At 72.4% G+C, this 20,593-nt stretch carries 21 protein-coding genes; 10 read left to right on the plus strand and 11 right to left on the minus strand.

Going from position 1 to position 20,593, the window contains the following annotated elements; translation table 11 throughout:
• Positions 1-97 precede the first annotated feature (97 nt).
• Positions 98-283: a hypothetical protein gene (locus tag AB0927_RS30140; RefSeq protein WP_366671008.1), complete on the minus strand. Its 186-nt coding sequence runs from the start codon at positions 281-283 to the stop codon at positions 98-100.
• Between AB0927_RS30140 and AB0927_RS30145 the strand changes: the two genes are divergently transcribed.
• A complete protein-coding gene (locus AB0927_RS30145; protein WP_366670923.1) occupies positions 230-1,135 on the plus strand; it encodes an IS481 family transposase in 906 nt (301 codons plus the stop codon). The two genes, AB0927_RS30140 and AB0927_RS30145, sit on opposite strands and share 54 nt — an antisense overlap.
• 1,205 nt (positions 1,136-2,340) lie before the next feature.
• Here AB0927_RS30145 and AB0927_RS30150 read toward each other — a convergent pair.
• Complete coding sequence (locus tag AB0927_RS30150; protein WP_366670924.1) at positions 2,341-2,799, minus strand: MarR family winged helix-turn-helix transcriptional regulator; 459 nt, start codon at positions 2,797-2,799, stop codon at positions 2,341-2,343.
• 136 nt (positions 2,800-2,935) lie between these two features.
• On the opposite strand from AB0927_RS30150, the gene AB0927_RS30155 reads away from it, so the two are divergent.
• A complete protein-coding gene (locus AB0927_RS30155) occupies positions 2,936-3,853 on the plus strand; it encodes a zinc-binding dehydrogenase (protein WP_366670925.1) in 918 nt (305 codons plus the stop codon).
• A gap of 77 nt (positions 3,854-3,930) precedes the next feature.
• Here AB0927_RS30155 and AB0927_RS30160 read toward each other — a convergent pair whose 3' ends face one another.
• The gene (locus AB0927_RS30160) at positions 3,931-5,022 is read right to left on the minus strand and encodes a bile acid:sodium symporter family protein (RefSeq protein WP_366671002.1); all 1,092 of its coding nucleotides are present in this window, start codon (positions 5,020-5,022) and stop codon (positions 3,931-3,933) included.
• 180 nt (positions 5,023-5,202) lie between these two features.
• Here AB0927_RS30160 and AB0927_RS30165 point away from each other — a divergent pair, with 180 nt between their 5' ends.
• The 3 genes from AB0927_RS30165 (at position 5,203) to AB0927_RS30175 (ending at position 9,189) form a co-directional block, all read left to right on the plus strand.
• A complete protein-coding gene (locus AB0927_RS30165; protein WP_366670926.1) occupies positions 5,203-6,072 on the plus strand; it encodes a LysR substrate-binding domain-containing protein in 870 nt (289 codons plus the stop codon).
• A gap of 363 nt (positions 6,073-6,435) precedes the next feature.
• Positions 6,436-8,262: an AMP-binding protein gene (locus AB0927_RS30170; RefSeq protein ID WP_366670927.1), complete on the plus strand. Its 1,827-nt coding sequence runs from the start codon at positions 6,436-6,438 to the stop codon at positions 8,260-8,262.
• A 90-nt stretch (positions 8,263-8,352) separates the two neighbouring features.
• The gene (locus AB0927_RS30175) at positions 8,353-9,189 is read left to right on the plus strand and encodes an aldo/keto reductase (RefSeq protein WP_366670928.1); all 837 of its coding nucleotides are present in this window, start codon (positions 8,353-8,355) and stop codon (positions 9,187-9,189) included.
• A gap of 43 nt (positions 9,190-9,232) precedes the next feature.
• Here AB0927_RS30175 and AB0927_RS30180 read toward each other — a convergent pair whose 3' ends face one another.
• The 3 genes from AB0927_RS30180 to AB0927_RS30190 form a co-directional block, all read right to left on the minus strand.
• Positions 9,233-9,844, minus strand: a complete 612-nt coding sequence (locus AB0927_RS30180) for a hypothetical protein (RefSeq protein ID WP_366670929.1) — start codon at positions 9,842-9,844, stop codon at positions 9,233-9,235.
• Positions 9,845-9,948: 104 nt separating this feature from the next.
• Complete coding sequence (locus AB0927_RS30185) at positions 9,949-10,650, minus strand: SDR family NAD(P)-dependent oxidoreductase (protein WP_366670930.1); 702 nt, start codon at positions 10,648-10,650, stop codon at positions 9,949-9,951.
• Positions 10,651-10,737: 87 nt separating this feature from the next.
• On the minus strand, positions 10,738-11,688 hold the full coding sequence (locus tag AB0927_RS30190; protein WP_366670931.1) for a methyltransferase: 951 nt from the start codon (positions 11,686-11,688) through the stop codon (positions 10,738-10,740).
• A 114-nt stretch (positions 11,689-11,802) separates the two neighbouring features.
• Here AB0927_RS30190 and AB0927_RS30195 point away from each other — a divergent pair, with 114 nt between their 5' ends.
• The gene (locus AB0927_RS30195) at positions 11,803-12,603 is read left to right on the plus strand and encodes a phytanoyl-CoA dioxygenase family protein (protein WP_366670932.1); all 801 of its coding nucleotides are present in this window, start codon (positions 11,803-11,805) and stop codon (positions 12,601-12,603) included.
• Between the two features lie 102 nt (positions 12,604-12,705).
• On the opposite strand, the gene AB0927_RS30200 is transcribed toward AB0927_RS30195, so the two are convergent.
• Together AB0927_RS30200 and AB0927_RS30205 are read right to left on the minus strand one after the other, a co-directional pair.
• Positions 12,706-13,446, minus strand: a complete 741-nt coding sequence (locus AB0927_RS30200) for a class I SAM-dependent methyltransferase (RefSeq protein WP_366670933.1) — start codon at positions 13,444-13,446, stop codon at positions 12,706-12,708.
• Between the two features lie 5 nt (positions 13,447-13,451).
• Positions 13,452-13,757 carry a 4a-hydroxytetrahydrobiopterin dehydratase gene (locus AB0927_RS30205; RefSeq protein WP_366670934.1) on the minus strand — a complete coding sequence of 102 codons (306 nt, stop codon included), beginning with the start codon at positions 13,755-13,757 and terminating at the stop codon, positions 13,452-13,454.
• A gap of 192 nt (positions 13,758-13,949) precedes the next feature.
• Here AB0927_RS30205 and AB0927_RS30210 point away from each other — a divergent pair, with 192 nt between their 5' ends.
• Positions 13,950-14,777 (plus strand): helix-turn-helix transcriptional regulator, encoded by an 828-nt coding sequence (locus AB0927_RS30210; RefSeq protein ID WP_366670935.1) that lies wholly within the window; start codon positions 13,950-13,952, stop codon positions 14,775-14,777.
• A 101-nt stretch (positions 14,778-14,878) separates the two neighbouring features.
• A complete protein-coding gene (locus tag AB0927_RS30215; RefSeq protein WP_366670936.1) occupies positions 14,879-15,742 on the plus strand; it encodes a helix-turn-helix transcriptional regulator in 864 nt (287 codons plus the stop codon).
• Between the two features lie 88 nt (positions 15,743-15,830).
• On the opposite strand, the gene AB0927_RS30220 is transcribed toward AB0927_RS30215, so the two are convergent.
• The 3 genes from AB0927_RS30220 to AB0927_RS30230 all read right to left on the minus strand — a co-directional run bounded on the left by AB0927_RS30220 (position 15,831) and on the right by AB0927_RS30230 (position 19,077).
• Entirely contained in the window at positions 15,831-16,256 is a 426-nt protein-coding gene (locus tag AB0927_RS30220) for an OsmC family protein (RefSeq protein ID WP_366670937.1), read from the minus strand.
• Between the two features lie 111 nt (positions 16,257-16,367).
• Positions 16,368-18,512 carry an alkaline phosphatase family protein gene (locus AB0927_RS30225; protein WP_366670938.1) on the minus strand — a complete coding sequence of 715 codons (2,145 nt, stop codon included), beginning with the start codon at positions 18,510-18,512 and terminating at the stop codon, positions 16,368-16,370.
• 133 nt (positions 18,513-18,645) lie between these two features.
• Complete coding sequence (locus tag AB0927_RS30230) at positions 18,646-19,077, minus strand: hypothetical protein (RefSeq protein WP_366670939.1); 432 nt, start codon at positions 19,075-19,077, stop codon at positions 18,646-18,648.
• 84 nt (positions 19,078-19,161) lie between these two features.
• Between AB0927_RS30230 and AB0927_RS30235 the strand changes: the two genes are divergently transcribed.
• A complete protein-coding gene (locus tag AB0927_RS30235; RefSeq protein WP_366670940.1) occupies positions 19,162-19,935 on the plus strand; it encodes an MBL fold metallo-hydrolase in 774 nt (257 codons plus the stop codon).
• Complete coding sequence (locus tag AB0927_RS30240) at positions 19,932-20,567, plus strand: VTT domain-containing protein (protein WP_366670941.1); 636 nt, start codon at positions 19,932-19,934, stop codon at positions 20,565-20,567. The genes AB0927_RS30235 and AB0927_RS30240 overlap by 4 nt, the downstream gene beginning before the upstream one ends.
• Positions 20,568-20,593 lie beyond the last annotated feature (26 nt).

The raw sequence follows: 20,593 nt of genomic DNA on the forward strand, positions 1-20,593 counted from the left end.
TGGACCACGAGGGCCTTTCTGGTTGGTGTAGACGTCGCAATCCACACCGAACCGGAAGGGCCCTCACCTGTTCAAGATCCCTCAGCCGAGACCTGGCTCACCCGTCCACAACCTCCCCGGACAGAACATCTAGGCCGACGAAGTCCGTGACCAGGTAGCGGCGCCGGAGGTGGTTCGGGAGCTCGGTCGCGTACCGGCTGGACTCTTCGATGGACGTGGCGCCGCACTGATGGATGACGTTGGCCTGGTTGAGCAGCCACGGCAGGGCCGCTCGGTGGCACACGTGGCGAAGGAGCTGGAAGTGTCGCGCCAGTGCGCGCACCGATGGGTGGCGCGTTTCCGGGCCGAGGGATGGGACGGCCTGCACGACCGATCCAGCCGGCCCCGCACCTGTCCGAGGCGCACTGCCGAACACGTCGAGGTTGCGGTGCTCGACGCACGGCGCACTCACCGGCGGGGGCCGGACTTCCTCGCTGCGGAAACCGGCGTCCCCGCACGGACCGTCAGTCGCATCCTGCGCCGCCACAAGATCCCGCACCTGGCATCCTGCGACCCGCTGACCGGACAGCCCATCCGTGCCGAACGCCGTAGTCCTGCCCGCTACGAACGCGCCCGGTCCGGCGACCTCGTCGACGTCAAGAAGATCGGACGGATCTCGGACGGCGGAGGATGGCGGGCCCACGGCCGGGAAGCCGGGAAGACCTACGCTCAAAAGCAGGCCCGGATCGGCTACGACTACGTCCACGCGGCCGTCGATGATCACTCCCGCCTGGCCTATGCGGAGATCCATGCCGATGAGAAGGCCGATACCTGCGCCGACTTCCTCACCCGCGCCGCCGCGTTCTTCGCCGCCCATGGCATCGACCACATCGAACGGGTCATCACCGACAATGCCTGGACCTACCGCAAGAGCACTGCCTTCCGCCAGGCCGTAGCTGACCTGGGCGCCGAGCAACGGTTCATCCGCCCGCACTGCCCTTGGACAAATGGCAAGGTCGAACGCTTCAACCGCACTCTGCAAACCGAATGGGCCGATGACGCGCTGGCGCCGTGGCTGACCTTCTACAACACTCGACGCCGACACACCGCGCTCGCAGGCCAGCCCCCGATCAGCCGACTGTCACCAAAGTCATGACCGAGTACACCTACTGTAGGAGCGGACCGGGTTGCCAGTCACCACCGCCGAAGCACGGACCGCGTCCGGCAGGAGCGACAGTGTGGAACCCGGCAGATGAACGCTGTCATGCCTTCCTTCGTCTACGACACCCGATGGAAAGTGCGGGCCGAACTCCGCTCCATGCATCGGGCGGGGACGGGTGACGAGTGCGGGGGAACGAATCCGCCATGGAACGCTGGCAAAGTCATCGAAGTGGTTCCTCAGGGCTGCCGCATCTTGCCCGTCCGGTACGGGGAAGAGCTGCCGTAACCGGCTGACTGCCGCACGCACCGACCGGAGGACCGCCTGCCGTGCCGACTACACCTTCTCGATGGCTCGATCCTCAGTGCTCGCCTATATCAGGACGGTGATTCTCTTGCAGTCGAACGACACAGCCATCGAAATGCCGCCGATTTTTCGTGCTGCTTCAAACTCAACACCGCCGACGGTTCGAGTGAGAATGATCTCGGTTTCATGTACGGGCACGGACCCTCCATAGCTTCGTGCTCCGAAATATTCCTTAGCCGTCTTAGTAGAAAGAGACGGGGCCGTCTGGAAGCCACCCCTTCACGTAGCCTGACATAAGGAGGACGAGACCCTCCGGCGAGATCTCGCGACGGCGGGATTTGACTTCATCGAGCCCCCACCTGGTGTGTTTCGGTGAAATTATCTGGACCGAATCTGACTCTTCGGGACTGATCCTCACGATGAGCACGTGCGAAATGGTGTGGCGGTCGTTGCTCCCAGCAGTTGAAGGACTCTGCTTCGCGGACTCCGTAGACAGATCCGAAGCGGGACTTGGTGATGCGAAATCGCTCGGCGAGATAGTGAGCGGCTCCGTCTCGGAAATCGGTGCCGGGGGCGAGCAACGCTTGAGGGACCGTCCAGCCGCTGCAGCAGCCGCCACACAGCATGAGGTGGTCCTCGTCCAGGAGGAGCAGGTACACGCGGCGGTCGAGAGGCTGTGGGTCGGAGGAAGTGGGCACACGGCAAGACTGTGCACATGGCTATTCAAGCAGCAAGGCGATGTGCCGCCCTATGGGTGAGACCCTCACGCCACAGCGTCCAGGGGCTGACCCGCCGGCTCTCACCGACACGGCGGCGCGTCCCGTCCGCCGCACGGGCGGCGGCCGGTGCCCGTCGTCGAGGGGGCGACGTCCCGCCTCGGGCCTCCGGTCACCCTTTCACCCTTGCGTGCCGGAGATCCGTGTCAGCAGGAGCATGAACAGCTCGCGTTCGGCGGACGAGAGCGGGGCGAGCAGTTCCTCGTTGGCGCTGCGGGCGGCCTGCTCGCAGCGCCCGAGGAGCAAGCCGCCCTCCTCGGTGAGCGACACGGCGTTCTTGCGGCGGTCCCCGGGATCCGGCGCGCGGACGACCAGGTCGGCGCTCTGCAGGTCGTTCAGGATGCCGACCAGGTCCTTGGGGTCGAGGGCGATCCCCCGCGCGAGGTCGGCCTGGGCCACGGGGGCGAGGTCGCGGACGGCGGAGAGCACCACGTGGTGCCACATCTTCAGGCCCTCGGCGGCGAGGGCGTCGGCGACGAGCGCGCGGCCTCGCGCGGCGGCCCGCCCGAGGACCCAGCTGGGCAGGGCGCGGATCGCGGTCAGGGCTGGTTCGGCGGTCGGGGGCGGTTCGGCGGCCATGCGCGGCAGCCTATCCGAGAAATCGTTGGACCTCCCTATGAATCTCGGCCTATCGTTGGGTCTCCCAACGAATTCGCGGGTTCGGGTTCCCTTCCCGCGACCGATCACGCCGGTCCGACCGGCCTTGGAGGCTGCGATGCGTCGCGTCCGGTACGAGTCCCCCGGCGGCCCCCTGTTCACGGAGCGGGCCGACATCCCCGAGCCGGGCCCCGGTCAGCTACTCGTGCGCTGCGCCGCGATCGGGGTCACGCTGCCGGTCGTGCGCAAGGTCTCCGAGGCCGCCGAGCCGATTCCGCTGGGCGGGGAGCTGGCGGGCGAGGTGGTGGCGGTCGGCGCGGGGGCGACCCGGTTCCGGACCGGCGAGCGGGTGACCGGGCTGTGCTTCGGGCATGGGTACGCGGATTACGCGGTGCTGGACGAGGCGATGGCCTCGCCGGTGCCGGAGGGCGCCACCGACGCGGAGGCGGTCGCGCTGGTGCGCGGCGGGCTGGTGGCGCTGGGCGCCCTGTCGGCGGCCCGTCCGGAGCCCGGCGAGTCGGTGCTGGTGACGGCGGCGGCCAGCGGGGTGGGTCACCTGGCGGTGCAGCTGGCGCGGGCCCGGGGCGCGGGCCGGGTGGTGGGTGCCGTGTCCGGCCCGGCGAAGGCGGAGTTCGTGCGCTCCCTCGGCGCGGACGACTGCGTCCGGTACTCCGACGACGACTGGGGCGACCCGGTCGACTGCGTCCTGGACGCGGTCGGCGGCGATCTGCTCACCCCCGCCGTCGCCGCCCTCGCCCCGCACGGCCGGCTGGTCGCCTACAGCTCGGGCGGCGGCACGGTCCGTGCGTACGACCTGCTGGTGGGCGCCAAGTCGGTGATCGGCTTCCAGATGGCGCTGATCGCCCGCGGCCGGCCCGAGTTGTACGAGCGGTGGCGCCGGGAGCTGTGGCGACTGTTCGCCGAAGGAGGCGTACGGCCCGTGGTGCACGCGGAGTTCGCCCTGGAGGAGGCGGCGCGGGCGCACGCGGTGATAGAGACGCGGTCCAACCTGGGCAAGGTGGTGCTGCGCCCGTGACCGCCCACGCGGGACCGGGACCGACGAGCCGCGGGTGCCGTCGAACGGGAAGCCCGCGGAGCCGGGGGGCGCCGCGGTCACCGAAGGACGCGGTTCCGTGGCTGCCCCTGGGCCTCGGGGGCGGCCGTCCCCTCGGCGCCGCCGCCCGCCTCGGCCCCGGCGGCCCCGTGCCCGGCCCCGGCGCCGCCGCCCTCGGATCCGGCGTCCCCGTCGGGGCCGTCCTGCGCCTCCGGGTCGTGGGCGCGGCGCTTGGCGATGACCGCGCAGACCATCAGCTGCATCTGGTGGAAGAGCATCAGCGGAAGCACGGCCAGGGAGGCATGGGCGCCGAAGAGGACGCTCGCCATGGGCAGGCCGGAGGCGAGGGACTTCTTGGAGCCGGCGAACTGGATGGCGATCCGGTCCTCCCGGCCGAAGCCCAGCGCCCGGCCGCCGTACCAGGTCCCCACCAGCATCACGGCGAGCACCGCCGCCTCGACCAGGAGGAGTGCGCCGAGCCGGGCGGGGCTCACCTGGTGCCAGATGCCCTGGGCCATGCCCTCGCTGAACGCGGTGTAGACGACGAGCAGGATGGAGCCGCGGTCGACCAGTCCGAGGACCTTCTTGTGCCGGGTGACGAAGGGGCCGATCCAGCGCCGCAGCACCTGCCCGGCGAGGAACGGCACCAGCAGTTGCAGCACGATCTTGACGAGCGAGTCGGCGGAGAACCCGCCGCCGCTGCTGCCGAGCAGTCCGGCCGCCAGCAGCGGGGTGACGACGATGCCGACCAGGGAGGAGAAGGAGCCCGCGCAGATCGCGGCGGGCACGTTTCCCCGGGCGATGGAGGTGAAGGCGATGGAGGACTGGATCGTGGACGGCACCAGGGTCAGGAAGAGCAGACCCTGGTAGAGCGGCTGGGTGAGCAGCACCGGCACGGTGGCGCGGGCGGCCAGGCCCAGCACCGGGAAGACGACGAAGGTGCAGGCCAGCACGGTGACGTGGAGCCGCCAGTGGCGCAGCCCGTCGAGCGCCTCGCGGGTGGAGAGGCGGGCGCCGTAGAGGAAGAAGAGGAAGGCGATCGCGGCGGTCGAGGCGCCCGAGGCCACGGTGGCGCCGGTGCCGCGGGCCGGAAGCAGCGCGGCGAGGCCCACCGTGCCGAGCAGCAGCACGATGTACGGGTCGATCGGCATCCAAGTCGGCCAGCGCAGGCGTGTCACGGTGCTCCGATTACTGTGCGTCGGTGGTGCGGCGTTCCGGTTCCCGGGCCCACAGGGGCCCTCTCCATGATCCTCTCCCCCGGCTTGATCGGGAATCCCGCATGCCACTCTCACTGCCATCACGATTCGCGATAACCGCGTAGGCTGAGGAGCGTGTACGACCCGACGCAGTTGCGGACCTTCCTCGCGGTCGCCCAGACCCTGAGCTTCACCCAGGCGGCCCAGCGCCTCGGCCTGCGCCAGTCCACGGTGAGCCAGCATGTGCGCCGGCTGGAGGAGGCGGCGGGGCGTCCGCTGTTCTCCCGGGACACCCACTCCGTGGAGCTGACGGAGGACGGCGAGGCGATGCTGGGCTTCGCGCGCCGGATCCTGGAGGTGCACGAGCAGGCGGCCGCGTTCTTCACCGGGACGAGGGTGCGCGGACGGCTGCGGTTCGGCGCGTCGGAGGACTTCGTGCTGACCCGGCTGCCGGAGATCCTGGAGGGCTTCCGCTACGACCATCCCGAGGTCGATCTGGAGCTGACGGTCGAGCTGTCCGGGATCCTGCACGAGCGGCTGGCCGCCGGGAAGCTCGACCTGGTGCTGGCCAAGCGGCGCCCGGAGGATCCGCGCGGGTCCCTGGTGTGGCGGGACGACCTGGTGTGGATCGGCGCCGAGCGGCTGCGCCTGGACGCCGGCCGGCCGGTCCCGCTGATCGTGTATCCGCCGCCCGGCATCACCCGGGCGCGGGCCCTTGAGGCACTGGAGCGCCAGGGGCGCGAGTGGCGGATCGTCTGCACCAGCGGCAGCCTCAACGGCCTGATCGCCGCGGCCCGTGCGGGGCTCGGGGTGATGGCGCACTCGCGCCGGCTGATCCCGCCGGGCCTGTTCCGGCTGCCGGAGCGCGCCGGGCTGCCGGAGCTGGGCAAGGTCGACTTCGTCCTGGCGCACGGCCGTGGCCGGCCCGGGACGCAGGAGGCCGCGGACGCCCTCGCGGCGGCGGTCCTGGCGGGCGGGGAGCGGTTGCGGGGTCCTCGGGGCTGACGGCGGTGTGGCGCTCTTCACAGGGGCGCGGGCCGCGGCCGGCGCCGTCGGTGTCGCGGGAGCGGTGGCCGGCGGCCCTCGCCGCCGCGCACACGGGGTGGTCATGGCCGTAACCGCCCTGTACAGAGCGGTAATCGGTGCGTACAGATTCAGTGGAGATTACGCCGCCGAAACTTACTGACCCGTCAGTACCGTGTCCGTCCCTTCCCCATGTGCGGGCATTTTCCGGACAACCGCCGGGCGGAAGGCGAGGTTTGCTCTGTTTCCGCCCCCCTCCCCTCCGGCCAGGGTGTGAGGTAGCTTTCACGGCGCTGTGCCGCACATCACCGGCGCGTTCAGGCAGCGAGGATCGGGGAGCGAGGATTGCGCGAGTTCACCAACCCGCCTCTCACGTCGGCACCGCCGGTGGGTGGTCTGGCCGATGTGGTCTTCGAGCACGCCCTGACGGATCCGGGGCGGGTCGCCCTCGGCCGCAAGGACGCTGCCGGGCAGTGGCGCGACGTGACCTCCGCCGAGTTCCGCGACGAGGTCCTCGCCCTGGCCAAGGGCCTGCTGGCGAGCGGGATCCGGTTCGGCGACCGGGTCGCGATCATGTCCCGTACCCGCTACGAGTGGACGCTCTTCGACTTCGCCCTGTGGACGATCGGCGCCCAGGTGGTGCCGGTCTACCCCACGTCGTCGGCCGAGCAGTGCTTCTGGATGCTGTACGACGCCGAGGTCACCGCGGCGATCGTGGAGCACGAGGACCACGCGATGACCATCGCCACGGTGATCGGCCGGCTCCCGCGGCTGCGCCGGCTGTGGCAGCTGGACGCGGGCTGCGTGCAGGAGCTGTACGACGCCGGCGCACACCTGGACGACGAGGTGGTGCACCGGCACCGGCAGGCGGTCACCCCGGACTCGGTGGCCACCGTCATCTACACCTCGGGCACCACGGGCCGCCCCAAGGGGTGCGTGCTCTCGCACGGGAACTTCATGTTCGAGGCGGACAACGTGGTGGGCCGCTGGGAGCCGGTGTTCCACTCCAAGCGCGGGGAGGAGGCCTCCACCCTGCTGTTCCTGCCGCTCGCCCATGTCTTCGGGCGCATGGTGGAGATCGCCACGATCCGGGGCCGGGTGCGCCTCGGCCACCAGCCGCAGCTCAACGCCGCCGCGCTGCTGCCCGACCTCCAGGCGTTCAGGCCGACGTTCATCCTCGCGGTGCCGTACATCTTCGAGAAGGTGTTCAACGCCTCCCGGCGCAAGGCGGACAAGGAGGGCAAGGCGGGGCCGTTCGAGAAGGCCGTCGACGTCGCGGTGCGGTACGCGGAGGCGGTCGAGGCGAAGGCCTGGGGGATCGGGCCGGGGCCGTCGGCGGGGCTGCGGATGCAGCACCAGCTCTTCGACAAGCTGGTGTACGCGAAGGTCCGGGCCGCGATGGGCGGACGGATCCGCAACGCCATGTCCGGCGGTTCGGGCATGGACCGCCGCCTCGGGCTGTTCTTCGCGGGCGCGGGCGTGCAGATCTACGAGGGTTACGGCCTGACCGAGTCGACGGCCGCGGCGACCGCGAACCCGCCCGAGCGCACCCGGTACGGCACCGTCGGCCAGGCGATCCCCGGGACGACCGTGCACATCGCGGACGACGGCGAGGTCTGGCTGTACGGCGGCAACGTCTTCCAGGGCTATCTGAACAACCCGAAGGCGACCGACGGGTCGCTGCACGACGGCTGGCTGGCCACCGGCGACCTGGGCTCCCTCGACGAGGACGGCTATCTGACGATCACCGGCCGCAAGAAGGAGATCCTCGTGACCTCCGGCGGCAAGAGCGTCTCGCCCGGGGTGCTGGAGGAGCGGGTCCGCGATCATCCGCTGGTCAGCCAGTGCATCGTGGTGGGCAACGACCGCCCGTACATCGCGGCCCTGGTCACGCTCGACCACGAGGCCGTCGAGCACTGGTTGCAGATGCGCAACAAGCCGGCGATGGCGCCCGCGCAGCTCGTGCGCGATCCGGACCTGGAGACGGAGGTGCGGCGTGCGGTGGTCGCCGCCAACACGCTCGTCTCCCAGGCGGAGTCGATCCGCACCTTCCGCATACTGGCGCAGCCGTTCACCGAGGAACACGGCCTGCTGACACCCTCGTTGAAGCTGAAACGGAAGGCGATCGAGAAGGCGTACGAGCGCGAGGTGGAGGCGCTGTACAGATCCTGACATCCCGGGCGGGTCAGGAATGGATCGCGGTGCGTGATCGTTGACGATGGAGTAGTACCACGTTGTCGACAAGCGAAGGATCACAAGCTCGTGAGCAGCAAGGTCCCCCCGATCATCCTCAACAACGGCGTCGAGATGCCCCAGGTCGGCTTCGGCGTATGGCAGGTTCCGGACGACGAGGCCGAGCGGGCCGTCGGTACGGCGCTTGAGGCCGGGTACCGCAGCATCGACACGGCCGCGGCGTACGGCAACGAGGAGGGCACCGGCCGGGCCATCGCGGCCTCCGGTCTGCCCCGTGAGGAAGTCTTCGTCACCACCAAGCTCTGGAACAGCGACCAGGGGTACGACGCGACACTGCGTGCCTTCGACGCGTCGCTCGACAAGCTGAAGCTCGACTATCTCGACCTGTACCTGATCCACTGGCCGCTGCCGGCGCGGGACACGTACGTCGCCACGTACAAGGCGCTCGAGAAGCTGCACGCCGACGGCCGGGTCCGGGCCATCGGTGTGTCCAACTTCCTGCCCGAGCACCTGCGGCGGCTCGCGGAGGAGACGTCCGTCATCCCCGCGGTGAACCAGATCGAGCTGCATCCGCACCTCCAGCAGCACGCGGCCCGGGAGTACCACGCGGAGCAGGGCATCAGGACCGAGGCCTGGTCGCCGCTCGGACAGGGCAAGGGCCTGCTGGAGGTGCCGGCGATCGTGGCGATCGCGCAGAAGCACAACCGCACTCCGGCCCAGGTGGTGCTGCGGTGGCACATCCAGCAGGGGACCATCGTGATCCCGAAGTCCGTGACGCAGTCGCGGATCAAGGAGAACATCGAGGTGTTCGACTTCAGCCTGGACGGCGAGGACCTGGCGGCGATCGGCGCGCTGAACGAGGACCGCAGGATCGGTCCCGACCCGGCGACGTTCGACATGGGCTGACAGCCCGGACCGGCGCCCCGCGAGGGGCGCCGCCGTGCCCTGGTCAGAGCGTGTGCGGGTCCGCGTGCGCCACGTCGAACTCCTCCAGGGCGACGACGGTGGCGTGAGCCTTCGCCGTGCCCTCCTGGCGGATGGCGGACAGGGCCGCCCGGGACGCGGCCCGGGCATGGCGGTCGGTGAACACCGCGCCCGCGATGCCGCGGCCCCGGTCGCGGTCCAGGAGGAGGGCGGTGCGGGCCAGGCCCGGTACCGTCTCCAGGCGCGGCAGCGCGGTCGCGTGGAAGGTGTCGGCCAGCAGGTCCGCGTCCCGGGGGTCGAACTCCAGCCGCGCCACGCGCAGTCCGCCGCCGACCACCGGCCGCGGCAGCGCGTGGAAGACCGCGACGCGGTAGTGCTCGACCGCCACCGACGCGGCGAACGGCTCCAGCAGCGCGGGGCGCCGCTCGCGCATCACCTCGTCGCTGTTGGCCTGCGCCTCCTCGGACTCCCACCAGCTGACCGTGAGCAGTTTGCCCAGCTCACGGTCGACGAACACGCCCGCGCCCCGGTAGCCGGGCCGTTCCTCCAGCAGGTCGTGGCCCTGGCTGTTCAGGGCGCGCAGGGCCGAGTCCAGCAGGGCCGGATCCCCGGTCGCGTACACCGTGCGTACGAACATGACGCCTCGCCTCCCGGGCGCGGATGACGCGGATCCCTCCGGTGACTCCAGTCTCCCCACGTGTACAAACCATCGCAATACGCGTGGAACGTTCCCTGACGGGGTCAGTTGGGCTGCCCCAGCGGTCGTACGACCACCGTGTTGACGTCGACCCCGGCCGGCTGCCGGATCGCCCACACGACGGAGTCGGCGATCTGGTCGGCGGTCAGCAGCTGCCCCGGGGGCAGGCTGCCGAGGCCGTCCCAGAACGGGGTCTCCACCCGGCCGGGGGCGACCAGCGTGACCCCGACGCCGAACTCGGTCACCTGCCGCCGGGTGTTCTCGGCGAGTCCGGTGACCGCCCACTTGGTCGCCCCGTAGAGGTTGCCGGGCGTGTTCACGAACCCGGCGACGCTGCCGACGAGCACGATCCGGCCCCGGCTCTCCTTCAGCGCGTCGACGGAGGCGCGGATGAGCAGGGCCGGGCCGAGGACGTTGGTGAGGACCATCTCGGACCAGCCGGCCGGGTCGCCCTCGGCCACGGAGTCGTGGGTGGCGACGCCGGCGTTGGCGACGACGGTGTCCAGCCGGCCGTACGCGGTGAGCGTGTCCTCGACCGCGTCGCGGATGTCGTCGTACGACGCCGCGTCGCCCACGACCGTCCGCAGCGTGTCGGGATTGCCCACGCTGTCCGCGAAGTCCCGCAGCCGCCGCTGGGTGCGGCCCGTGACGGTGACGCGGTGCCCCGCCTCCAGCAGCTGCCGGGCGACGGCCGCCCCGATGCCGGTGCCGCCGCCGGTGACGAGCGCGACCGGAGAGTCGTTCATGGTTTCCCCCTGGAGTTCCGAATGCCGGTGGATCAAGGGGAGTTCACCACTTGAAGCGCGCTCGAAGTCAAGCGCCGTCGGCCGTGGTCAGGACGGGCGCACGGCCGTGTGCACGGTGTGGGCGGACAGCAGGAAGACGTCCGGCCGCTGGTGGACGCTCGCGGGGTCGGCGGGGTCGAGGAGCCGGTCGAGGGTGTCCCGGTCCTCGGGCGCGAGGTCGTCGCCGAAGCCTTCGCGCAGGCGGCCGAGGTAGGCGGCGACGTAGGCGCGGGTCCGGTCGTCGGCCGGGGCGGGCAGGTCGAGCAGGAAACTGCGGGTGCCGGTGTGCCGGAGGCCGGCGGAGGTCAGCAGGGCCGGCCAGTCCTCGGTCTCGGCGACGGAGCCGGGCAGCTCGGCGCGCATCCGCGCGAACCACTCCTCCTCCAGCGCGTCCAGCCGTGCCTGGAGTCCCGGGCGGCCGATGCCGAGGTCCCGGGGCAGGAAGCGGGAGGGCAGGCCGCCTTCGAGGAGGGCCAGGGTGCCGCCGGGGGCGAGCCGCCGGCCGAACTCGGTGAGCGCGGCCCGCTGGTCACCGAGGTGGTGCAGGCTGCGGCTCGCCCACAGCAGGTCGGCAGGCTTCGGCAACTGGTCCAGTACGTCCGGGAGTTCACCGGCGAGGGTATCGAAGCGGTCCGCGTGGCCCTGGCGTCCGGCGCGGGCGCGGGCCCGGTCGAGGAGCGGCGCGGTGCCGTCCACGGCGACGACCCGGGCGCCGGCGAACGCCTCGGCGAACAGGCAGGAGACGACCCCGGGTCCGCTGCCCGCGTCCACGATCAGCCCCGGCTCGGCGACTTCGCCCGCGAGCCAGGACAGGGCCTGCCGGTACAGCGGGGCGAACAGTTCGGCCTGGGCCTCCAGATGGGGGGCCATCTCGTTCCAGTCGATGTCCGTGCCGTGGCCGTGGCCGTGACCGTGGCCATGCCTGTGGCCGTGGCCGTGGCCCTGGCCGGTGCCCTGCTCGTGTCCGTGGCCGTGATCGCCGTCGTGGTCGTGTGCCATGGTGGTCAGCCTCTCTTCCGGGTGCCGCCAGGGTGCGACGGCACACCGGACGGGGGCCAGTTCCGTTGCCGACCCGGCAAAATCCGCGGCGGGCGGGCGGCCGGGAAAAACCGGATGCCCGGCCGCCTGCCCTCGGTCACCATGACCCGCATGGGCAACGACATGGTGGAGCGGTTCCTCGCCGACGGGTTCGTGAAGATCGAGGGCGCGGTCGCGCCCCGGGTCGCCGAGGACTGCGCGCGCCTGCTGTGGCGGGAGACGGGGTACGACCCGCAGGACCCCGGCACCTGGAGGGAACCGGTGGTGCGGGTCGACGGCATGGCGCAGGGGCCGTTCGCGGCCGCCGCCAACTCCCCCGCGCTGCACGAGGCGTTCGACCTGCTGGTGGGTGAACGGCGCTGGGTGCCGCGGTACTCGCTGGGCACGTTCCCGCTGCGCTTTCCGCACGCCGAGGAGCCGGACGACGCCGGCTGGCACATCGAGGGCAGCTATCTGCCCGAGGGCGCGACCTGGTTCCACACCAACCTGCGCTCGCGGGACCGGGCGTTGCTGATGCTGTTCCTGTTCAGCGAGGTGACCGAGGAGGACGCCCCGACGCGGATCAGGACCGGCTCGCACCTGGACGTGCCGCCGGTCCTCGAACCGTACGGCGAGGCGGGCGTCTCGGGGCTGGAGATCGCGCCGGCGGTGGTCGCGGCGAGCGAGCACCGGCCGCTCGCCCTGGCCACCGGGCGTCCCGGCGATGTCTATCTGTGTCATCCGTTCCTGGTGCACGCGGCGCAGCCGCACCATGGCACCCGGCCGCGCTTCATGGCACAGCCGCCGCTGGATCCGGCGGTGCCGTACGAGCTGGAGCGGCCGGACGGGGCGTACTCCCCGGTGGAGACGGCGATCCGCCGGGGTCTCGGGCGGTAGACCGCCCACCGCCCGAGACCCCACCGCCCGCACCCCGGCACCCGCCCGTACGGAGCCCTCGCCCGCACCGGTCGGTGTACTCGCGCCGGTCGGTCGCGCCGGTCAGTCCTTGCGGAAGGCGCGCAGACTGAAGGTCGGGTCCGCGCGCCGGCGGTCCTGGTCCGGCAGTTCGGCGAGGCGGGCGGCGTACGTCTGCCTGCGGGGGTCGCCGGGCGGAAGCTGGCTGAACCAGCCGCGGTGCAGGTCGGCGACGGTGCTGCGGGGGCTGCGGCCCTGGCCGACGCCGCGGAAGGCGGACCGCCCGGCGGGCCCGAGCCCGCACCGGGCCGCGTGGGCGGTGACGAGGTCGGCGGCGTCCGTGGCGGGGCGGATCGGGCGGTCGGCGAGGGCGGCCTCGATGTCGCTGCCCACGTCGTGGGCCGCGGCCTTGTCGACGGTGGTGACGTACACCCCGCCGGGCCGCAGGACGCGGGCGCACTCGGCGATGACGGCGCGCAGGTCGTCGGGGTCGGTCAGCAGGTGCAGCAGCCAGATGCTGGTGACGGCGTCGAAGGTGGCGGTGGGGAAGGGCAGTCGGCGGCTGTCGGCCTGGACGATCGCGCCGGGGAGGCGGGCGGCGGCCTTGCGGATCATGCCGTCGGCGAGGTCCGCGCCGGTCACCCTGGTCGCGGGGCGGGCCGCGGCGAGCCGGCGGGTGACGATGCCGGTGCCGCAGGCGAGGTCGAGGAGGCGGCCCGGGCGGTCGGGTATCAGGTCGAGGACGGCGCCTGCGGCGGCTTCCGCGCGGGCCTCGCCGCCGCGTGAGGCGTCGTAGGCGCCGGCTTCCTTGTCGTAATCGAGCACGCCGCTCAGTGTGCGCCGTGTCCGGGGGCGATGTCCTCCACCCTGCGGGCGAGAGTGAAGTCCTTCTCGGTGAGGGCTCCGCCGGCGCTGTGGGTGGTGATGGCGAGGTCGACGGAGTGGTAGCCGAGGGTGCAGTCGGAGTGGTGGTCCAGCTCGTCCTGGATGCCGGCGATGTGCACGACCAGGGCGGCCGCGGCGAAGTGCGAGGCTAGCCGGTAGGTGCGGGTGAGCCGATCGCCGTCCGCGGACCAGCCGGGGAGGTCGGCGATCCGGTCCTCGATCTCCTTCTGCGACAGCGGTGCGACGGCCATGGCACGGGCTCCCTTCGGGTGGCGACGGTCTGGTCCCAGCCTGCCACGGGCCGGGCGCGGGCAGGCGGGCGACGCGTCGGCGTACCGGAGGCGGAGCGTCCGCGGGTGCGCGGTCGGGGCGGTGCGCGCTCCGGCTCCGGGGGCGAGCGCGTGAGGTCGTGGCGATGCGCGCTCCTCGTCTAGGGTCGGGGCATGACCATGGTCGCCACCGAAGCTTCCGTGTCCGCCGCCGCCCCCGACGCGAAGGGGGTGGGTCCGCTGCTCCGTGCCTGGCGGGAGCGGCGCCGCCTCTCCCAGCTGGAGCTGGCCCTGCGGGCCGACTCCTCCGCCCGGCACATCAGTTTCGTGGAGACGGGCAGGTCCCGGCCGAGCGAGGAGATGGTGCTGCGGCTCGCCGAGCACCTGGACGTCCCCGTGCGGGAGCGCAACGCGCTGCTGCTGGCCGCCGGTTACGCCCCGCGCTACCCGGAGACACCGCTCGACGATCCCGCCCTGGACGCCCTGCGCGACGGGATGGAGCGGCTCATCCAGGGCTATGAGCCGTACCCGGCACTGGTGGTCGACGCCGGGTACACGGTGGTCGCCGCCAACCGGGGCATCACGATGCTGCTGGACGGCGTGGCCGAGGAACTGCTGAGCCCGCCGAACGCAATGCGGCTGACCCTGCACCCCGATGGCCTCGCGCCGCGGATCCGCAACTTCCGGGAGTGGCGCGGGCATCTGGTGGCGCAGATGGAGCGCCAGCTCGCGCTGCACCGCTCGGACCAGCTCCGCGCCCTGTACGAGGAGGTGACGGCGTATCCGGTGCCCGAGGACGCGCCGGGCGAGGAACCCCGGGAGCCGGTGCCGTACTTCGCGCTGCCGATGCGGATCGAGCACGAGGGCCGGATCCTGTCGTTCGTGTCCTCGATCTCCACCTTCAACACGCCGATGGACGTCACCGTCGCCGAACTCGCCATCGAGACCTTCCTTCCGGCGGACCCGGCGACCGCCAAGTACCTCCAGACGCTGGTTGGTTGACGAACCTGTGATCTTCGGTTCCGCTCGATCCGCTGTGCCGGACGGCGTCGCGTGACAGACTGCTCCGCGCCGAAAGGCGGCACGGCAGGGGAGGACGTGGCGTGAGTGAACGGCGGGCTGCGCCCACCGTGGGCCAGGTGGTGCTCGGCAAGCGGTTGCAGGAACTACGGGAGGCGGCCGGGCTCAGCCGCGAGGACGCCGCCGGGGTGCTGCGGGTGACGGCGGCCACGGTCCGGCGCATGGAGACGGCCGAAGTCGCCCTGAAGATCCCCTACTTGCAGGTGCTCCTGGAGTCCTACGGGGTGGCGCGGGACGAGGCGGCCACGTTCGTGCGGCTGGCGGAGGACGCCAACCAGCCCGGCTGGTGGCAGCGGTTCCACGATGTGCTGCCCGACTGGTTCAGCCTCTACGTCAGCCTGGAGGGCGCCGCCCGGATCATCCGCTCCTACGAGCCGCACTTCGTGCCCGGTCTGCTCCAGACGGAGGCGTACGCGCGAGCGGTGCTGGAGGCGGGGACGATCGGGCAGAGCGAGCCGGACGCGGTGGAGCGGCATGTGTCGCTGCGGATGGAGCGGCAGCGGCTGCTGGAGCGCGAGGATCCCCCGCACCTGTGGGTGATCATGGACGAGACGGTGTTCCGGCGCCCGGTGAGCACGTCCGCCGACGTGATGCGCGACCAGCTGGACCGGCTCGTCGAGTACGCCGAACGGGACCGGATCACGCTCCAGATCGCGGAGTTCGCGGCGGGTCCGCACCCGGGGACGTACGCGCCGTTCACGCTGTTCCGGTTCGCGGAGCCGGAGTTGCCGGACATGGTGTTCACCGAGTACCTGACCGGCGCGCTGTACCTGGACGCGCGGCGGGAGGTCGCCGCGCATCTGGAGGTGCTGGACCATATGACGGCCCGGGCCGCCTCGGCGCGGCGCACGCGGGAGATCCTGCGGGAGTACCGCGCGCGTTTCTGAGCGCCGGGGGCCTCGGGACGCCGGTGCCGCGCTCCGTCCGCACGGGGCGCGGCACCGGCACGTCGGACCGGCCGGCGCCGGCCCTGCGTCAGACCAGTTCGGCGGTCAGGGTGATGGTCGTACCGGCGAGTGCCTGGCTGACCGGGCAGTTCTTCTTGGCGTCCTCGGCGGCCGCCTGGAAGCCCTGCTCGTCCAGGCCGGGCACCTCGCCGCGCACGGTGAGGTGGATGCCGGTGATGCCGGTGCCGGGCTGGAAGGTGACGTCGGCCTTGGTCTCCAGCTTGGTGGGCGGGTTGCCGGCGCCGGTCAGACCGTGGGCGAGGGCCATGGAGAAGCAGCTGGAGTGGGCGGCCGCGATCAGCTCCTCGGGGCTGGTCTTGCCGTTCGCCTGCTCGGCGCGCGACGGCCACGACACCGGCTGCTCGCCGATGCCCGAGGAGTCGAAGGTGACGACGCCCTTGCCCTCAACAAGGCTGCCTTCCCATTCGGTGTGCGCGGTGCGCGTGGTGGCCACGATGGTTCCTTTCGCGAGGGGGCGACCCCGTTGCCGGGTGTCCGGGATTCCTATCCGATCACATTCCGGCGCCGGAGGCCGGGGGTTCGGCGTCGTCGGCGGGACGCGTCGTCAGGCCGCCCGCTCGTCCTCCCCGGCGGCGGCAGCGTCGAGCGGGACCCCGGTTCCCGACAGCTCGCCGAGCCAGCGGCGCAGCACCCGGTGGATCTGCTCGGCCCCGGTCAGCCGCTCCCCCTCGCCGGCGGGCGCGGACAGTTCCAGCGGGGACAGCAGGAACGGGCGGGACTGGGCGCCGCCGAGCCCGCCGTGGGAGCCGATCTGCTCCTCGAAGGCGAGCACCTCGCCGTCGGCGGGTTCGTACGCGGAGTTCACCATGATGTCGGCGGTGTGCGGGAAGGAGTGGGTGCGGCGCACCGCCTCGGCGGCACCGGGTCCGAAGCGGGCCAGCGGGCCGGGGGACCGGTCGAGGTCGGCCAGCGGGATCTCGGTGCCGCCCGGGCCGAGCACCACGCCGTCGTGCTCTTCGCTCGCCACCAGCAGGAAGCCGATGCCGGGGTGGTTGGCGAGGGTGGTGAGCAGGGCGGGGTGGCGGGCGTCGATCTCCTCCTTGGTCATGCGGTGGCGCACGTCCGGGAAGGAGACGAGGCCCAGGTTGCCGGAGGCGAGCACGACGGGCTCGCGGCGGCGGGCCGGCCGGTGCTGCTCGCCCTCCTCCACGGGCCGGCGCAGGGCGGCCCGGACGGCGGCCCGGGCCTCGGTGCCGCTGTGTGTCCTCCCCCGTGGCTCGACGCGTGGGCGGACCCCCACCGCGCGGCGCGGCACGTGCAGTCCGCAGCCGACCCGCACCAGGTCGGTGAGGGTGAGGCCGTAGCGGGCGTGGAAGGTCTCGCCGGGGCTCTGCCCGTGGTCGGAGAGGACCACGACGCGGTACGGGCGCGGGGCGTGCTCGGCGACCCGTGCGAGCAGGGCGAGGCTGCGGTCGAGGCGCCTGAGCACCTTCTCGGCGTCGCGGCTGTGCGGTCCGGAGTGGTGGGCGACCTCGTCGTAGGCGACCAGGTCGGCGTAGACGGCGGTGCGTCCGCCGAGCATGTCGCCCATCACCGCGGCGACGACGACGTCCCGCTCCACGACGGTGGCGAAGGCGCGGACCAGCGGGTAGAGGCCGCCGCGGGAGACGCGGGGCCGCTGTCCGCGGAGCCGGGCGCGGGTGGACTCGCCGATCTCGCGGGCCACCTCGGCGATGAAGGACAGGGCGGTGCGGACGGCGTTGGCGGGGTCGGAGAAGTAGGCGAAGTACCCGGCGCGGGAACGGTTCTCCCGGCCCCGGCGGCGGGCCGCTATGGACAGTACGAGGGCCTGCTCCCCGGCGCCGCCGCTGAAGAGGTTGCCCCGGCTGGCGCCGTCCTCGGCGAGCAGTCCGCCGTCGCCGGTGCGTGCGATGGCGCGGCGCTGGAGTTCGGCGGCGCTCGTCGGGCGGTTGCTGACCATCACCTCCTCGCGGTCCTTCTCGTACCAGCGGAAAGCGGGCACGTCGTAGGTGCTGCCGTGCAGGATGCCGAGCTGGCTGGCGCCGGTCTGGCTGGACCAGTCGGTCTGCCAGGGGGTGAGGCGGTGGGTGGGGCGGCGGGCGGGGCGGGAGCCGTCGGCGGGCGGGCGGGTGTCCTCGCCCGCCGCGAGCCAGCGGGCGACCGTGGGCATCACCCCCTTGGCCACGGCAGCGGTCAGCACGTCGTGGCCGACGCCGTCGAGTTGGAGGAAGACCAGCCCGGGGGTGGTGGGACAGGGCGGGTCGGATCTTCGGCGGCGGGCGGCGAGGCGGTGCAGCCGGCGCCGGTACGCCTCGTCGTCGCGTACGGCGAGCGCCGCGCCCGTGGCCGAGGCGACGGCCGACATGACCGCGGCCACGATGACGGCGGTCTCCGGCGCGACCGCGCCCCGGCCGGAGGGGTTGAGGCGCAGGGCGACCAGCAGCAGCGAGCCGTTGAGGAAGAAGACCAGCAGGCCGAGGACCAGGGCGGGGACGAGCAGCAGCAGCCGGACGAGCAGCGGCCACACCACGGCGGACAGGACGCCGAAGGCGCCCGCGCCGAGGGCGGCGGTGAGGGCGATCCGGGTGGCGCTGTCGCCGTCGGCGGACTGGAGCCGGAAGTCGGGCAGGAGCAGCGCGAGGACCCCCATGGTGAGCGTGGAGACGGCCCATACGGCCGTGCTGCGCCCGATCTGACTGGCGATCCGCCGCCACCGTACGCCCCGCACGCCCGCGTCTCCTCCGTTCCGGCCCTCCCCCCGCCCGGCCGGCGAGGTCGCTGTCCCGGCGCGCTGGAGCGACCGGGCCGCCCTCCACCTTGTCATACCGGTCGGGAACCACCCGAAGGGGTGACCGCGGGACTCACCGTCCGTCGTATCCGGCGGTCGGCATGGACAGCCGTCGGTGTACCCGGGCCTTCATCTGCGCGTCGTACGACGGCTCCGCCCGGCCCACCGTGACCACGCGCACCCCGCGCCGCGCGCACTCGGCGGTGAACTCCTCCACGGAGGACAGGGCCCGGCGCAGTACCCGCAGGCTGGGCGCGACGAACACGTCCACCCCGGGGCGTACGCCGTCCCACAGGGCACGGTGGTCGCAGCGGAGTCCGCCTACCAGGAGTTCCCGGGCGACGACGTAGCCGTGTTCGACGGCCCAGCGGGCGCACATGGCGTGCTGGGTGCGGCTGTCGACGAGGAAGGGGTCGGCCTCTAGTTCCTCAAGGGGGGTCAGGCTGGCGATGGCGATGACCCCTGCCGGTGCGCACGCGCCGGAGGCGCCCCGTGGTTGTCCCATGGCGTCCCCCTCACCTCCGGTTTTCGCCGCCGACCCTACTCCTGCACGTAGGCTTCGGACAGGCGCGTGAAGGAGGCGAAGAGGGTGCCGGTGGAGATCACGTGGTGGGGTCATGCCACCTGCACGATCGAGGATTCGAACATACGAGTGCTTACCGATCCTCTGTTCGCCCGTCGTCTGGCGCATCTGCGGCGCCGGCGGGGCGGGATCCCCTCGGCCGAGGCGCACCGCGCCGACGTGGTGCTCGTCTCCCACCTGCACGCCGACCATCTGCACCTGCCGTCGCTGGAGGCGCTCGACCCGGGCACGCGCGTGCTCGTGCCCCGGGGCGCACCCCAGGTGCTGCCCGGCGTGCGCCGACTGCGACATCTGCGGATCACCGAGGTGGTCCCGGGGGACGAGATACGCGTCGGGGAGCTGCTGGTGCGGGTGGTGCCCGCGCGGCACGACGGGCGGCGGCTGCCGGTGGGTCCGCACCGCTCACCCGCGCTGGGCTTCGTGGTCGAGGGGGAGGCGCGGACCTACTTCGCCGGGGACACCGGGCTCTTCGACACGATGGCCGAGTGGGCGGGGCCGGTGGATGTGGCACTGCTGCCGGTGGGCGGCTGGGGGCCGTTTCTCGGGGAGGGGCATCTGGACGCGGGGCGCGCGGCGCGGGCGCTCGGCCTGCTGGCGCCGCGGGCGGCGGTGCCGGTGCACTACGGGACGTACTGGCCGATCGGCATGGACGCGGTGCGGCCGCACGAGTTCCACGCGCCGGGCGACGAGTTCGTCCGGCTCGCCGCCACGGCCGCTCCCGAGGTGGCGGTGCACAAGCTGGGGCACGGGGAGAGCGCCCGGCTGGAGGTCGCGCGGTGACATGGCTGCCCCCGGCCGCGGTGCTGGCCGCGGCCTCGACCTCGGTCGTGCCGCCGCCGGAGTCCACCCAGCAGGCCATCGGCTATCCGTCGCTGTTCCTGCTGGTGCTGATCGGGGCGCTGGTGCCGGTGGTGCCGACGGGGGCGCTGGTGAGTTCGGCGGCGGTGGTGGCCTTCCATCAGACGGCGCCGTTCGCGCTGGCGCTGGTGTTCGTCACGGCGTCGCTGGCGGCCTTCCTCGGGGACGCGGCGCTGTACTGGCTGGGGCGGCGGGGGATGCGGTCGCGGGGCGGGTCGCGGTGGCTGGAGGCGATACGGTCGCGGGCGCCGGAGGAGCGACTGGGGCAGGCGCGGGGGAAGCTGGCGGAGCACGGGGTCACGGTGCTGGTGCTGTCCCGGCTGGTGCCGGCCGGCCGGATCCCGGTGATGCTGGCCTGCCTGATGGCCGAGTGGCCGGTGCGCCGGTTCGTGCGGGGGAACGTGGCGGCGTGTCTGGCGTGGGCGGCGACGTACCAGGTGATCGGGATCGTGGGGGGTTCGCTGTTTCCCGAGCCGTGGGAGGGGGTGGTGGTGGCGGTGGTGCTGACCATCGTCATCAGCGCGGTACCGGGGCTGGTGCGGCGGTTTCGGTAGCGGCGGTTTCGCTGGTGCCCCTCCCC

Origin of the sequence: Streptomyces sp. NPDC048106, from assembly GCF_040706415.1 — a bacterium.
GTDB lineage: Bacteria > Actinomycetota > Actinomycetes > Streptomycetales > Streptomycetaceae > Streptomyces.

Excerpts from the sequence above, each read along its gene's own strand:
- AB0927_RS30145 (WP_366670923.1), top strand. The coding sequence starts at position 230 with ATGGATGACGTTGGCCTGGTTGAGCAGCCACGGCAGGGCCGCTCGGTG.
- AB0927_RS30150 (WP_366670924.1), bottom strand. The coding sequence starts at position 2,799 with ATGGCCGCCGAACCGCCCCCGACCGCCGAACCAGCCCTGACCGCGATC.
- AB0927_RS30155 (WP_366670925.1), top strand. The coding sequence starts at position 2,936 with ATGCGTCGCGTCCGGTACGAGTCCCCCGGCGGCCCCCTGTTCACGGAG.
- AB0927_RS30160 (WP_366671002.1), bottom strand. The coding sequence starts at position 5,022 with ATGCCGATCGACCCGTACATCGTGCTGCTGCTCGGCACGGTGGGCCTC.
- AB0927_RS30180 (WP_366670929.1), bottom strand. The coding sequence starts at position 9,844 with ATGTTCGTACGCACGGTGTACGCGACCGGGGATCCGGCCCTGCTGGAC.
- AB0927_RS30185 (WP_366670930.1), bottom strand. The coding sequence starts at position 10,650 with ATGAACGACTCTCCGGTCGCGCTCGTCACCGGCGGCGGCACCGGCATC.
- AB0927_RS30190 (WP_366670931.1), bottom strand. The coding sequence starts at position 11,688 with ATGGCACACGACCACGACGGCGATCACGGCCACGGACACGAGCAGGGC.
- AB0927_RS30195 (WP_366670932.1), top strand. The coding sequence starts at position 11,803 with ATGCCCGGCCGCCTGCCCTCGGTCACCATGACCCGCATGGGCAACGAC.
- AB0927_RS30205 (WP_366670934.1), bottom strand. The coding sequence starts at position 13,757 with ATGGCCGTCGCACCGCTGTCGCAGAAGGAGATCGAGGACCGGATCGCC.
- AB0927_RS30210 (WP_366670935.1), top strand. The coding sequence starts at position 13,950 with ATGACCATGGTCGCCACCGAAGCTTCCGTGTCCGCCGCCGCCCCCGAC.
- AB0927_RS30230 (WP_366670939.1), bottom strand. The coding sequence starts at position 19,077 with ATGGGACAACCACGGGGCGCCTCCGGCGCGTGCGCACCGGCAGGGGTC.